This is a genomic window from Mesorhizobium sp. M0340, from assembly GCF_040321535.1.
Lineage (GTDB): Bacteria > Pseudomonadota > Alphaproteobacteria > Rhizobiales > Rhizobiaceae > Mesorhizobium.
The window spans coordinates 161611-175439 of sequence record NZ_JAMYRR010000014.1; the positions used below are offsets into that span (position 1 = coordinate 161611).

Here is a 13829-nt window from a genome sequence, read left to right on the forward strand (position 1 = left end):
GCTAGCTCCGCTCGCCTTCGGGCCTGTCGGTCGCATAAGGCACGATCGAATAGCCCTGGCTGCGGCCGTCGCGCTCCTGGCGCAGCAGCCGGAAGCCGGGTTCATTGGGTGGCCGGTTGACGATGAATGACATGCGCGGCGCTTCCCAGCCCTTGGTCGAATCGAAGGCGGTGACCCGGACATACATGTTGGGCATGGCTTTCCGGCAATTGTTGACTTCAAGCAGGATGCCCGCCGGGTCCCTCAGGTCGAACATCGGGTTGCCGTACATTTCCCAATAGGTGTTTCGCGGATGCGGATCGTCCGTGTATTCGACGCTGACCGCCCAGTGGTTTTTCAGCGCGTATTTGATCTGCGCCGAAATCTGCTATCGGTTAGCTCGGGCAGGAACGAAAACTGTCCCTGCGTGACTTTGTTTCCCGGATTGGTCATCATGGCGACGGTTCCTTTCGTCTAGAAGCTCGGCGTTGCGGTTGGCACAAAATCGGCCGTGTCGGTCGATTCGTAGTTGAAGGTGACGTCCTTCCACGTCTCCAGGGCCGCCTTGAGCGGCGTGCACCATCTGGCCGCCTGTTCGAGGATCTTGGTCCCTTCGCGCAGATAGTCGCGGCCCTCGTTGCGGGCGAGGATCATCGCCTCCAGCGCGACGCGATTGGCCGTCGCGCCGGCCTGGATGCCGTCCGGATGGCCGATCGTGCCGCCGCCGAACTGCAGGATGACATCCTCGCCGAGATAATGGATCAACTGGTGCATCTGGCCGGCATGGATGCCACCGGAGGCGACGGGCATCACCTTGTTGAGCGAGGCCCAGTCCTGATCGAAGAACAGCCCGGTTTCGAGGTTCTGCGGCGTGCGCTCCTCGCGCAGCGTGTCATAAAACCCCTTGATCATCAGCGGGTCGCCTTCCAGCTTGCCGACCACCGTGCCGGCATGGATGTGATCGACGCCGGCCATCCGCATCCATTTGCAGATGACACGAAAATTCATGCCGTGATTCTTCTGGCGCGAATAGGTCGAGTTGCCGGCCCGGTGCAGGTGCAGGATCATGTCGTTACGGCGTGCCCACTTGGCCATCGACTGGATCGCCGTGTAACCAATGACGAGGTCGATCATGACGATGCAGGAGCCAAGCTGTTTTGCGAATTCGGCGCGCTCGTACATCTCCTCCATCGTGCCGGCGGTGACGTTGAGATAATGGCCCTTGACTTCGCCGGTGGCGGCTGACGCCTTGTTCACTGCCTCCATGCAGTAGAGGAAGCGGTCGCGCCAGTGCATGAAGGGCTGCGAGTTGATGTTCTCGTCGTCCTTGACGAAGTCGAGGCCACCCTTCAGCGCCTCGTAGACGACGCGGCCGTAGTTGCGGCCGGACAGGCCAAGCTTCGGCTTCGTCGTCGCGCCGAGCAGCGGCCGACCGAACTTGTCGAGCCGCTCGCGTTCCACCACGATGCCGGTCGCCGGGCCCTGGAATGTTTTGAGGTAAGCCACCGGAATGCGCATGTCCTCGAGCCGCAGGGCCTTGACGGCCTTGAAGCCGAACACGTTGCCGATGATCGATGCAGTCAGGTTGGCGATGGAGCCGGGCTCGAACAGGTCGAGGTCGTAGGCGATATAGGCGAAGTACTGTTGCTCGATCCTGGTGCCTGGACCTGTGTTCGGCACCGGTTCGGATTTGAACGCCTTGGCGCGGTAGAGTTCGCAGGCGGTCAGCCTGTCGGTCCACACCACGGTCCATGTCGCGGTAGAGGATTCACCGGCGATGGCGGCGGCCGCCTCCTCGTGGTCGACGCCGGGCTGCGGCGTGATCCGAAACATGGCGATCAGATCGGTCTCCTTGGGTCGGTAGTCCGGCTCCCAGTAGCCCATCTTCTTGTAGGGGATGACGCCCGACTTGTAGCGTTCCTTGCCTTCCTTGAGCGTGCCTGCTGAGGGCATGTCGATCTTGTTCATGGCAGGTCTCCTGTTTGCCGCTCAGGCGGCTTTCGCGGTTGCGATATGCGGGTCGAGCTTTCCTGCGGCGTAACGTTTCGCCATCTCATCCATGGCGATCACCCTGATCTTCGACGCGTGGCCTGCGGTGCCGAAGCGTTCGAAGCGATCGCGGCAAAGGTCGCGCAGCGCGTCCATGGCGGGTTTCAGGAATTTACGCGGATCGAATTCGCGCGGGTCCTGCGTCGCGACGCGGCGGAACTGCCCGGCCATGGCCATTCGGCAATCGGTGTCGATGTTGACCTTGCGCACGCCGTAGCGGATGCCGCGCTCGATCTCCTCGACCGGGACGCCAAAGGTCTGGGGCATCTCGCCGCCATAGTTGTTGATGATGTCCTGCAGTTCCTGCGGCACGGAGGAAGACCCGTGCATGACGAGATGCGTGTTGGGCAGCTTTTCGTGGATCGCCTCGATCACCTGCATGGCCAGGATGCCGCCGTCAGGCTTGCGGCTGAATTTATAGGCACCGTGCGAGGTACCGCAGGCGATCGCCAGCGCGTCGACCCCGGTGGCGGTCACGAAGTCGACCGCCTGATCGGGATCGGTCAAAAGCTGGTCATGGGAAAGCGCACCTTCAGCGCCGTGGCCGTCCTCGGCCTCGCCCTGGCCGGTTTCCAGCGAGCCGAGCACGCCGAGCTCGCCTTCGACCGAAGCGCCGACCCAATGCGCCATGCGTGCGACACGTTCGGTGATGGCGACGTTGTAGTCGTAGCTCGCCGGCGTCTTGGCGTCCGCCATCAATGACCCGTCCATCATCACCGAGGTGAAGCCGTGGCGGATCGCCGACAGGCAGGTGGCTTCGTTGTTGCCGTGATCCTGATGGATGCAGAGCGGAATGGCCGGATGGATTTCGGTCAAAGCCTCCATCATCTTGGCCAGCATGATGTCAGTGGCATAGGAGCGGGCGCCGCGCGAGGCCTGGATGATGACCGGCGCATCGCAGGCCCTGGCCGCCTCCATGATGGCGAGGCCCTGTTCCATATTGTTGATGTTGAATGCCGGCACCCCGTAGCCGTGCTCGGCGGCATGGTCGAGAAGCTGGCGAAGGGTGATGCGGGCCATGGTCGTCCTCCTAGATGATGAGCTTCAGCGCCGCTGCCGCGACGGCTTCGGGCGTGATGTCGAAATGCCGGTAGAGATCCGGGGCAGGGGCGCTGGCGCCGAAACCAGCCATGCCGACGAAAGCGCCGGTGTCGCCGATCCAGCGGTCCCACCCGAGCCGTGCTGCGGCTTCGATGGCGATGCGCGGCGCCAGGCCGAGGACGGCCTTGCGGTAGTCCGCATCCTGTTCCTCAAACAGCTCCCAGCACGGCATCGAGACGACCGCCGCGGCGATGCCGTGCTCGGTCTCCAGCCGTTCGGCGGCGGCAATAGCGATCTCGACCTCCGAGCCGGTGGCGATCAGCGTCACGGCGCGGTGCCGGGCTGGCTCGCGCAGGATGTAGGCGCCACGGCTCGACCGGTTCTCGTCGCCGTGCCCCTGGCGCAGCATCGGCAGGTTCTGGCGCGAGAGCACCAGCACACTTGGCCGGTCCTCGCTTCTCAGTGCCAGTTCCCAGCATTCCGCCGTTTCGATGATGTCGGCCGGACGGAAAACGTTGAGGTTTGGCGTCGCCCGCAGCATTGCCAGGTGCTCGACCGGCTGGTGGGTCGGGCCGTCCTCGCCGAGACCAATGGAATCATGCGTCATCACATAGATGACGCGCTGGCCCATCAGCGCCGAGAGCCGCATCGCGCCGCGCGCGTAGTCGGCAAAGCACAGGAACGTGCCGCCATAAGGCACGAAGCCGCCATGCAGCGCGATGCCGTTCATGGCTGCGGCCATGCCGTGCTCGCGGATTCCATAGTGGATGTAGCGGCCGGCGTAGTCGCCCGGCGCGATGCGGTTCATACCCTTGGTGATCGTCAGGTTCGAATGCGTCAGATCGGCGGAGCCGCCGACGGTCAGTTCCGTTGCGCCATTGATCGCAGCGAGCGCCATTTCCGAGGCTTTTCGCGTCGCAACCTTGGTCGCCTTTTCGATATGCTCCTTGCGGAAAACACCGAGCGCTTCGAAGACCGCGTCGGGCAGGGCGCCGGCGACCGCTCTCTCGAAGGCCCCACGCTGCGGCGAGGCGGCAAGCCGCTGCTCCCAGGCGCGCCGCACCGCTTGACCGCGGCTGGCGATCTCGCGCCAGGCGAAAAGGATGTCGTCCGGCACCTCGAACGGCGCGTAGGCCCAGCCGATGTTCTCGCGCGTCGCGGCGATCTCCGCATCGCCCAGCGGCGCGCCATGCGTCTTTTCCGAACCGCCCAGATTGGGCGCTCCCTTGCCGATCACCGTGCGGCAGGCGATCAGGGACGGCTGGTCCGATTGCTGCGCCGCTTCGATTGCCGCCGCAACGGTTTCGGTGTCGTGGCCGTTCACCGACTGGACATGCCATCCAGCGGCTTTGAACCGGGCCGGCTGGTCCATCGACGTCGACAGCGAAGTCGGACCGTCGATCGAGATCGCATTGTCGTCCCAGAAGACGATCAGCCGGGAGAGCTTCAGGTGACCGGCAAGATCGATCGCCTCGTGGCTGATGCCTTCCTGCAGGCAGCCGTCGCCGGCGATCACGTAGGTGAAATGGTCGACGAGATCGGCGCCGTGGCGGGTAGCAAGCATGCGCTCCGCCAGCGCCATGCCGACCGCGGTCGAAATGCCTTGTCCCAGCGGACCGGTCGTCGTCTCGATGCCGAGCGCATGGCCATATTCCGGATGTCCGGCGGTGCGGCTGCCCAGCTGGCGAAACCGCTGCAATTCTTCGATAGGCATGTCTTCAAAGCCGAGCAGGTAATGCAGCGCATATTGCAGCATCGAGCCGTGCCCGGCCGAAAGCACGAAGCGGTCGCGATCGGGCCAGTTGGGCGCCGACGGATCGATGTTGATGAAGCGGCTGAACAACACCGTCGCGACATCGGCCATGCCCATCGGCATGCCCGGATGACCGGAATTGGCCTTTTGGACGCTGTCCATCGCCAGTGCGCGAATGGCGTTCGCCATGTCGCGCTCCGAGACGGCGGCGACGGGCTTCAGTGCTGCTGCCTGGCTGTTCATGGCGTCCTCCTCACGACACACGGTTCTTGCGTTCGATCAATTGCAGGATGAGCGGCGTCAGGATCAGCTGCATGGCAAGGTCGAGCTTGTTGCCGGGCACCACTATGGAATTCGGCCGCGACATGAACGAGTCGTGGATCATCGAAAGCAGGTAGGGGAAATCGATGCCGCGGGGATTGGCGAAGCGGATGACCAGCATCGATTCGTCCGGTGTCGGAATCCAGCGCGCGATGAATGGATTGGACGTGTCGACGATCGGCACGCGCTGGAAGTTGATGGCGGTCTGCGAAAACTGCGGGACGATGTAGCGGACATAGTCCGGCATGCGCCGCAGGATCACGTCCATCACCGCCTCTGTGGAATAGCCGCGCGTTGCGCGGTCGCGGTGGATCTTCTGGATCCATTCCAGATTTATGACCGGCACCACGCCGATCCTCAGGTCAGCGTGCCTGGCCAGGTTGATTTTGTCGGTGACGACGCAGCCATGCAGGCCCTCGTAGAAGAGCAGGTCGCTCGGCGGGAATTCGCGCCATTCGGTGAAATGTCCCGGCGGCGTGCCGTACTGCTTCTCCTCATCCTCGTCATGGATGTAGGTGCGGGTTTTTCCGGTTCCCCGGCGGCCATATTCCTCGAATACCTCTTCTAGGATTGCCAATTCATTGGCCTCGGCATGGAAGTGGGTGAAGTTTGGATTGCCCGCCTTTTCCTCCTCGGCCACCTTCGCCTTCATCGTGGCGCGGTCGTAGCGATGGAAAGCATCGCCTTCGATGAAGGCGGCCCCGATGTTCTCGCGCCGGAAGATCAGTTCGAAGATGCGCTTGACAGAGGTGGTGCCTGCGCCCGACGACCCGGTGATGGTAATGATGGGGTGCTTTGCCGACATGGTGTTCAGGCCCTGAAAAGGCCGCGGCGGCTGAACAGCGGCGCGCGCTCGCCGATGGCGCTCGGCTCGGTGTGGTAGCGGGTGATGCGCGCGACTTCGCGCGCCGATCCGAAAACCATGGGCACGCGCTGGTGCAGGTTCTCTGGTTCGATTTCGAGGATGCGGGTGATCGTATCGGTGGCGGCACCGCCCGCCTGTTCGACGAGATAGGCGATCGGGTTTGCCTCATAGACGAGGCGCAGTCGCCCCTGGCGGTAAGTCTTGCGCTTGTCGCCCGGATGCAGGAATACGCCGCCGCGCATCAATATGCGGTAGCAGTCCGCGACCAGGGAGGCGATCCAGCGCATGTTGAAGTCCTTCTCGCGTGGGCCTTCGGTGCCTTCAAGGCAGTCGTCGATGTAGAGCCGCACCGCCTCGTCCCAATGCCGGTAGTTGGCGGCATTGATGGCGAACTCCTGGGTTCGCTGTGGGATGATCCGGCTCTCGTAGGCCTGGACGAAGGTGCCGAGCCGGGTCGAGAGAACGAAGACATGGGTGCCGCTGCCGAGCGACAGAACCAGCGCCAACTGCGGCCCGTAGATGAAGAAACCGGCGCCCAGCTGGTTCACGCCTGCCTGCAAAAACGAGGCGGCCGGATTCCTATCCGGCGCGCCAATTGCAGGGAGGAGCGAGAAGACCGTTCCGATCGACACGTTGGTGTCGATGTTGGATGAGCCGTCGAGCGGGTCGATGGCGATGGCAAGAGGCGCTTGCCTGTCGAGCAGCACCGGCTGCTCCAGTTCCTCGGAAGCGTAGAGCGCGACCGGAGCGTGGCGCATGGCGTCGAGGAAGATGTCATCGGCAAAGACATCGAGATCCTTCTGGATGTCGCCGTCAGCATTGGCGCCGCGGGTTCCGGCAAAGGCCGTGCCGAGCACCCCTTGATTGATGGTGTTGCGGATCGTGGTGGCCGCCTGCGTCAGCTGACGGATGGTCGCTACGACCGCGGAGCGCAGTTCGTCCGGCTCGCCAAGATAGGAGTTCAGAAAAGCGTCGAGCGTTGCCGCTGGCATCGTAACCTCCCGATCCAGCCGCCTCTCCTCGGGTCGGCCGGATTGGGAAAAGAGAACAAACGACGTCGGATAAGTAAAATTCAATAACTTTACTCAGGCAGTAAAAAAATCTTAGTATGCAATATGAGAAACCTCACGCTTAAGCAGTTCAAGACCGTTCAGGCAATCATCAGCCACGGAAAAATCGTCAGCGCAGCCAAGGTGTTAGGCCTGTCTCCTCCAGCCGTGACGATCCAGTTGCGGCAGGTGGAGGAGGAGTTCCAACTGGCCTTGTTCGACCGGACGTCGGACGGCATGCGTCCCACTGCCGCAGGTCTGGCCTTCGTCGAAACGGCACAGGCCATCGAGGAGCGGCTTCGTCTGCTCGAAGACAAGATGGATGCGATCAAGGGCGTGCGCGCCGGCAGCTTGCGGCTCAGCGTCGTTTCCACGGCCAAATATTTCGCGCCGCGGCTGATGGCCGCTTTCATGAAGGAACATCCCGGTATCGACATGCGCCTTGCCATCGGCAACCGCGCCGAGACGATCGACAATCTGAAGAACCACGACATCGATATCGCGCTGATGGGACGCCCGGCCAAGGAAATCCCTGTGCGTGCTTCGGTCTTCGGCGATCACCCGCTGGTCATCATCGCACCGCCCGACCACCCGCTGGCGTCGGCACGCGACATTTCCAAGGAGCGGATCGCCGAGGAGCATTTCCTCATTCGCGAGTCCGGCTCCGGAACGCGCATCTCATTGGAAATATTCCTGAGCGACGTGCCCGGCCGCATCGACGATCTCGGCGTCGAGATGGACTCGAACGAGACCATCAAGCAGGCGGTGATGGCCGGGCTCGGCATTGCGTTCATCTCTGCCCACACCATCGCTGCTGAAACCGAAGCCGGCCGGCTGGTCATCCTCGATGTTGTCGGCATGCCGATCCGCCGGCAATGGTTTTCGGTGATGCGCACCGATCACGCGATCTCGCCGGCGATGGCGACCTTCCACGATTTTCTGATGCGCAAGGGCGCGATGTACCTGCCCCTGTTCGGCAAGCTCTATCCGCACGAGGAACCGAACACTGGAGGTCGCGCGAGTTAGGCCGCGCGGTGCAGGCAAAACGCTTGCCCCAAACTTATTCGATGGCGTGATCGAGGCACCGTGTGGCGAGCCGCGCGGACGCGAGAGCCAACGGCCAGCAGCACGCAGGTTGCGGTCTGAACTTCGGCTCAGCGCATTGTCGCGTCGGCTCGCAGACGCCTGGTCGTCTCGGTCGAGACCGTCACCTGCTCGCCGGACCTTGAGAACGTGTAGAGCGAGCCCTGGTGACCCGGCATGGAAAAGGCCACGGAGTCGTCGTCGGCGAGACCCATTACGACGCGCAGCGGATCGCCCCCGCTCTTCGGCGCGAAGGTGGCGGTGACCTCCAAGAGGTCGCCGTCGACCGGGACGTAGTAGACCACCATGTCAAGGTGTCCCTCGTGCAGGCTGCCGCCCTCGATCGGGCGTCCGATGGTGGCCTCCTCGGCAAAAGCCGGGGTCGCAAGAAACAGCGCGGCCAGGAGCGATGCGCTCAGGTTTTTGCGGATCATCTCATATCTCCTTTTTTAGATTGCGTTCGACTTCTATATGATTTATAGATTACGAATGCAATCCAAAAAAGGAAGCTAACGATGCGCGTAAGTCGTACCCAGGCCGCGGAAAACCGCGAAACCGTAATCAACGTGGCAAGCCGCCTTTTTCGGGAGCGCGGGTTTGATGGTATCGGCCTTAAGGATCTGATGAAGGGTGCCGGACTGACCCAAGGCGCGTTTTATAAGCAGTTCGCATCCAAGGACGACCTGGCGGCGCAGGCGTCCAGGCGGGCGATGGAGAGTGCCACCCGTCGATGGTCGGCCGCGACTGCGGCAAACCCTGATGATCCGCTTGGCGCGGTGATCGCGTTCTACCTCAGTATGGACCATCGCGGAGAAAAGATGGACGGCTGCCCGATCGTCGCGCTCGGCTCGGATGCCGCCAGACAGGGCAAGGACGTGAAAGCGCCGTTCGAAGCCGGAATCAAGGAGCATCTCGAGATCCTCGGCCGTTTCATTGCTGGGACCGGTGGCGGGGAGTTCGATGGCAAGGCCATGGCTATTCTCTCGACGATGGTCGGTGCGCTGATGTTATCGCGCGTCATCAACGATCCTGAGCTTGCGCAGGCCTTTCTGGATGCGGCGGCCAATCAGGTTCGCGAAGCAGCCGGTGCTTGAGCGGCGTTGCGGCGCCCGCGGCGCGCCCGAACTGTTAGGAAAATAAATGCGACGGATTGTTGTTACGGGCATGGGAGCGGTTACGCCCCTTGCTGCCGATGCTGAAACGTCCTGGTCGCGTCTCCTGGCCGGCCGCTCGGGTATCCGGAGGCTTGCGGATGATATGGTGGGCGACCTGCCGGCGAAGGCCGGCGGGGTGGTGCCCTCCACACAAGAAGATCCGGACGCTGGTTTCGATCCGGATACCGTCTTTTCGCCGAAGGATCAGCGCAAGGTAGATCGGTTCATTTTGTTTGCCTTGGCGGCGGCAGAAGAGGCGCTCGCCCAAGCAAGATGGGCACCCATCTCGGAAGCTGATCGCTTGCGCACGGCCACGATCATCGCCTCGGGCGTCGGCGGATTCCCGGCCATAACCGAGGCGGTGCGCACGGTCGACCGACGCGGCGTCCGCCGTCTATCACCTTTTACCGTGCCGTCGTTCCTGGTGAATCTCGCGGCAGGCCACGTCTCGATCCGCTATGGCTTCAAAGGTCCGCTCGGTGCACCGGTGACGGCGTGCGCCGCCGGCATTCAGGCGATCGGCGATGCGGCTCGCCAAATTCGCGCCAACGAAGCCGATATTGCCGTGTGCGGCGGGACGGAAGCATGCATGAATATCGTCAGCCTCGGTGGGTTTGCCGCGGCACGTTCTCTTTCGACCTCCTTTAATCACCGTCCGGATGAGGCCTCCCGACCGTTCGACAAATCCGGCCGGCGACGGGATCGACTTCGTCGCAAACCAGGCCCGGCCGACGGCGATGGACTACGCAATCTCCAATGGCTTCGGCTTCGGAGGCGTTAATGCCAGCGCGCTGTTCCGGCGCTGGACGGATGATCTGGCCGGCGCGAGCACCGGAGGCGCCCATGATTGACGCCTTTCGCTCCGACCTTTCGCGCTTCTCCCCCGCCAATGCAAACACGAAGAAAGATGTGACCTTCATGAACAGGACCAATCTAGGCGTCGCCCTGGTGACCGGGGCATCCAGCGGCATCGGGCACACAACGGCCAAAGCCCTGAAGAACGCAGGTTTTCGCGTGTTCGGAACCAGCCGTCGCGCGGTCGCCGAACGATCCGACGGCATTACCATGCTGACCGGCGACGTGACCGATGACGCGTCCGTGGCAAAACTTGTACAGGACGTGCTGGCCGAGACCGGGCGCATCGACCTGCTCGTCAACAATGCCGGCGTTGGCCTGCTTGGTGGCGCGGAGGAGTCCTCGGTGGCCCAGGCCAAGTCGCTGTTTGACGTGAACGTCTTTGGCGTTATGCGAGTAACCAAAGCGGTGTTGCCGACAATGCGCCGCCAAGGCAAGGGCAGAATCGTCAATTTGAGCTCGGTGCAGGGGTTCATTCCAGCTCCCTATTTCGCGCTTTATTCGTCGACCAAGCATGCCGTTGAGGGCTATTCCGAATCGCTCGACCACGAACTGCGTCCTTTCGGAATTCGCGTCGTGTTGGTGGAGCCCGCCTATACCCGCACCTCATTTGAAGAAAATCTCGCTAGGCCGGATCAGTTGCTCGATATCTACGACGCTGCGCGCGCCGGCATGAACGCAGCTGTGCGCAAAGCGATGGAAAAAGGCGATGCGCCGGAAGTGGTGGCCAGGACCGTTTTGGCGGCTGCGACCGATCCCGCTCCGAAGGGGCGCTATGCGGCTGGAAAAATGGCGCGCCAGGTTAGTTTCCTGCGCCGTTTCGTCCCCGCATCCGCATTCGACAAAAGCCTGCGAAAGCAACTAGGGCTGCCGGTTTGATGGGATATCGATGAACACCAGTGAAGATCGGAATCATCGACGCTGGAAACATCGGCACCACATTGGGGCGGCGCAACCTGACCCGATTACTCCGGAGAAACGCCCTGCCGTCGTTGGCGTTAGATTAGCGGTATGTTATATTGCGGCGCGAAAGAGCGGGGGCCGCGCCCTTTCAGCACCCGTAAGCGATCTGTATGTGCGACCCCTGCAGACTGGTGGGTATCACGGAAACCTCCCGGCATGGGGTTCGGGATTCGATGGGGACAAGGGGCAATGCTTTACACGCTCGTTATGATGGTCTGCCTGACGGCTGTGCCGCAGACCTGTGAACAACGCGAACAGATGGTGGACGGCTTGGCGATGAATCCCGGGACCGCGTTCATGCAGGCGCAGTCGCTGGTCGCCCAGTGGATCGAGACGCATCCCGGTTATGTCGTGCGGCGCTGGCGGGTGCTGCCCGGCCGGGGTTCGTGAGATCCGCAATCGAATGGGGTTCTATTTCTTCGCGCCGAGCGTTTCCGAGACGACCTTGGACAATTGGTAAAGCCGCTGCTCGATGATCGTCGGCACTTCACAGACGTAAGTCAGTGATTGGACGCGTTCATTGAAAATTCGCGTTGCGAATTTCAGCTTTTCGGTTCGCCGATCGATCTCTTCGGGATCTGCATCCGGCTTTGCCCGCAACGCATCGACATCGGACCCTTCCTTCCGCAACGCGGCGGCCATTTCGAGCTGCTTGCGGGCGTAGCGGGAAATGCCCGAAATCACCTGCGAGCGCTCGGCGTCCAGGTGATCGAACATGCCTTGCACCAGCATCGCCATTTTGGGTGCAAGCTGTTCTGCCGGCAAGGAGGCCGCGAAATCCCTGATCTTCTTTTGAGCTTCGGCAATCGGCATCCGGCGAGCTGCCACTTCCTCGATCAGGGCGGAGATCGTGGGGTCCTTCGACCAGTCCTCCGCGGCTGAAGGAAGGTCCGGTCCGTTCCAGATCTGGCCGAGCGAGAGTTGCGGCACCTTGCGCTGCATGCAGGGCCAGTCTGGATCGGGGTTGGCTGCCATGGCGGTGATGCCCGGCGCGAGCATGGCAACCAGAGCCAGGCCGCGAACAAGCCTCATTCGTGCCATCAGGTATTTCCTCCCGTGTCCTGTTTGCGGGTCATCAGGCCGCGCGAAGGGTCATAGGCGATGATGGCGGCGGCAAGGAACAGCAGCGTGCAGCCGGCAACGACGCCCAGCGACAGCCACTCAACCTGTCCGTAGAAGGCGAAGCGGATCAGTTCGACGGCGTAAGTAAACGGATTGGCGAGGCAGATCTTGTAGAGCAGGGGGCTAGCCTCCTGGATACGCCACAAGGGATAGAGTGCCGGAGAAGCGAAATAGCCGGGAAAGATGACGAAGTTCATGATGCCAGCGAAGTTTTCGAGCTGCTTGATCATCGAAGACAGAAGCATGCCGAGCGCGCACAGCATCATGCCCGACAGGAACAGCGCCGGCAGCACGGTGAGATAGCCAAGCGGCGGTGCCTTGACGCCCCAGAACCAGGCAACGATCAGGAACGCGTAAACCTGCGCGATCGACACGGCGACACCGGCGAGCATCTTCGAGATCAGTAAAAACCAACGCGGGAAGGGGCTGACCAACAGGGTGCGCATGTTGCCCATTTCGCGGTCATAGACCATCGACAGCGAAGACTGCATGCCCGAAAACAGCAGAATCATGCCGCACAGGCCCGGCGTGATATAGACCTCGTAGAGCACGTAGGTCTTGTAGGGCGGGATGATCGATACACCGAGCACCTGCCGGAATCCGGCGGCAAAAATGAACAGCCAGACGAGCGGCCGAACCAGCGAGGATATGAAGCGCTCGCGCTGATGCAGGAAGCGCAGGCACTCCCGCACGACGATCCCTTTTAGGCAAGCGAGGTAGTGACGGAGCCCAAATTGTTCGAAACTCATCGGCGTGAGGGTCGCGACTTTTGCGGGCATTGCGGGAGCGCTCATGGCGACATCTCCGCGATGCCGCTTGTATCGATGCGGTTGAGCCTGGAAAAGGCGTCGCGGATCGAACTGGCACCGCTCGCCGCAACGACGTCGGCGACCTTACCATTGGCAACCAGGTCGCCCTGCCGCAGCACGACGACATGGTCGCCGTCTTCGACCTCATCGATCAGGTGCGTCGCCCACAGCACACCGATGCCCTCGGTTTCGACGAGTTTGCGAATGGTGGCCAAAATGCCCGCACGCGACTGGATATCGAGACCGACCGTCGCCTCGTCGAGCAGCAGCAGGGAAGGGCGGTGGAGCAGCGCCCGCGCGATCTCGATGCGCCGCATTTGGCCGCCGGAAAGACTGCGTGCCTTGTCATGCTGGCGGCCCTGCATGTTGACTGTATCGAGCAGCGCGGCAATGCGCTGCCGGGCTTGGTGTCCGCCGATGCCATGCAATGAGGCGTGGTAGGAGAGGTTCTGGTGGACGCTGAGGTCGAGGTCGAGCGTGCGTGCCTGGAACACGATGCCGACACGCCTGAGCGCTTCGCCCGAAGCGCGGCTGACGTCATGGCCGAAGATGCGGATCGATCCGCGGCGCGTGCCGTAAAGATGGCTGATCAGCGAGAACAAAGTTGTCTTGCCGGCGCCATTGAGGCCGAGCAGAACGGTGAAAGTTCCTGGCGCGATCGAGAATGAGACGTCGTTGAGCGCCCGCTTCGTACCATAAGAATGGCTGACGCCAGCAACGTCGAGTGCCGCCACCTCCTCTCCAGGTCCGCTTGTCCTCACATGCCGCATGCCGCTGGCTCCTTGG

General features: G+C 62.3%; 13 protein-coding genes and 2 pseudogenes. 5 read left to right on the forward strand and 10 right to left on the reverse strand.

Translation table 11 applies throughout. The features are described 5' to 3' along the window. Position 1 precedes the first annotated feature (1 nt). From NKI79_RS20665 to NKI79_RS20690, 6 genes and pseudogenes are all read right to left on the reverse strand, one after another. Positions 2–435 (reverse strand): annotated as a pseudogene (locus NKI79_RS20665) (ribulose bisphosphate carboxylase small subunit). A gap of 18 nt (positions 436–453) precedes the next feature. Further along, a complete protein-coding gene (locus NKI79_RS20670) occupies positions 454–1947 on the reverse strand; it encodes a ribulose-bisphosphate carboxylase large subunit (protein WP_502909835.1) in 1494 nt (497 codons plus the stop codon). A gap of 21 nt (positions 1948–1968) precedes the next feature. Further along, positions 1969–3048: a class II fructose-bisphosphate aldolase gene (gene fba / locus NKI79_RS20675; RefSeq protein WP_352803880.1), complete on the reverse strand. Its 1080-nt coding sequence runs from the start codon at positions 3046–3048 to the stop codon at positions 1969–1971. A gap of 10 nt (positions 3049–3058) precedes the next feature. Next, entirely contained in the window at positions 3059–5065 is a 2007-nt protein-coding gene (gene tkt, locus NKI79_RS20680; RefSeq protein ID WP_352803883.1) for a transketolase, read from the reverse strand. Positions 5066–5075: 10 nt separating this feature from the next. Further along, on the reverse strand, positions 5076–5948 hold the full coding sequence (locus tag NKI79_RS20685; RefSeq protein WP_254819812.1) for a phosphoribulokinase: 873 nt from the start codon (positions 5946–5948) through the stop codon (positions 5076–5078). A gap of 5 nt (positions 5949–5953) precedes the next feature. Continuing rightward, on the reverse strand, positions 5954–7000 hold the full coding sequence (locus tag NKI79_RS20690) for a class 1 fructose-bisphosphatase (protein ID WP_352803886.1): 1047 nt from the start codon (positions 6998–7000) through the stop codon (positions 5954–5956). Between the two features lie 123 nt (positions 7001–7123). Here NKI79_RS20690 and NKI79_RS20695 point away from each other — a divergent pair, with 123 nt between their 5' ends. Beyond that, positions 7124–8083, forward strand: a complete 960-nt coding sequence (locus tag NKI79_RS20695; RefSeq protein ID WP_352803889.1) for a LysR family transcriptional regulator — start codon at positions 7124–7126, stop codon at positions 8081–8083. A 128-nt stretch (positions 8084–8211) separates the two neighbouring features. On the opposite strand, the gene NKI79_RS20700 is transcribed toward NKI79_RS20695, so the two are convergent. Then, positions 8212–8574 (reverse strand): hypothetical protein, encoded by a 363-nt coding sequence (locus NKI79_RS20700; RefSeq protein ID WP_352803891.1) that lies wholly within the window; start codon positions 8572–8574, stop codon positions 8212–8214. Between the two features lie 81 nt (positions 8575–8655). On the opposite strand from NKI79_RS20700, the gene NKI79_RS20705 reads away from it, so the two are divergent. The 4 genes and pseudogenes from NKI79_RS20705 (at position 8656) to NKI79_RS20720 (ending at position 11502) form a co-directional block, all read left to right on the forward strand. Next, entirely contained in the window at positions 8656–9234 is a 579-nt protein-coding gene (locus NKI79_RS20705; protein ID WP_352803893.1) for a TetR/AcrR family transcriptional regulator, read from the forward strand. Positions 9235–9280: 46 nt separating this feature from the next. Continuing rightward, positions 9281–9976 (forward strand): annotated as a pseudogene (locus NKI79_RS20710) (beta-ketoacyl synthase N-terminal-like domain-containing protein); the annotation flags it as partial. Between the two features lie 236 nt (positions 9977–10212). Beyond that, on the forward strand, positions 10213–11028 hold the full coding sequence (locus NKI79_RS20715; RefSeq protein ID WP_352803954.1) for an oxidoreductase: 816 nt from the start codon (positions 10213–10215) through the stop codon (positions 11026–11028). A 273-nt stretch (positions 11029–11301) separates the two neighbouring features. Further along, complete coding sequence (locus NKI79_RS20720; RefSeq protein WP_352480432.1) at positions 11302–11502, forward strand: hypothetical protein; 201 nt, start codon at positions 11302–11304, stop codon at positions 11500–11502. 21 nt (positions 11503–11523) lie between these two features. Here NKI79_RS20720 and NKI79_RS20725 read toward each other — a convergent pair whose 3' ends face one another. Genes NKI79_RS20725 through NKI79_RS20735 form a run of 3 tightly spaced genes read right to left on the reverse strand, consistent with a single transcriptional unit; the run spans position 11524 to position 13813 of the window. Then, positions 11524–12153 carry a hypothetical protein gene (locus tag NKI79_RS20725; protein ID WP_352803896.1) on the reverse strand — a complete coding sequence of 210 codons (630 nt, stop codon included), beginning with the start codon at positions 12151–12153 and terminating at the stop codon, positions 11524–11526. Continuing rightward, positions 12153–12983, reverse strand: a complete 831-nt coding sequence (locus NKI79_RS20730) for a lanthanide ABC transporter permease protein PedC (RefSeq protein WP_352803957.1) — start codon at positions 12981–12983, stop codon at positions 12153–12155. The genes NKI79_RS20725 and NKI79_RS20730 overlap by 1 nt, the downstream gene beginning before the upstream one ends. Before the next feature lie 41 nt (positions 12984–13024). Further along, positions 13025–13813 carry a lanthanide ABC transporter ATP-binding protein PedB/LutE gene (locus tag NKI79_RS20735; RefSeq protein ID WP_352803898.1) on the reverse strand — a complete coding sequence of 263 codons (789 nt, stop codon included), beginning with the start codon at positions 13811–13813 and terminating at the stop codon, positions 13025–13027. Positions 13814–13829 lie beyond the last annotated feature (16 nt).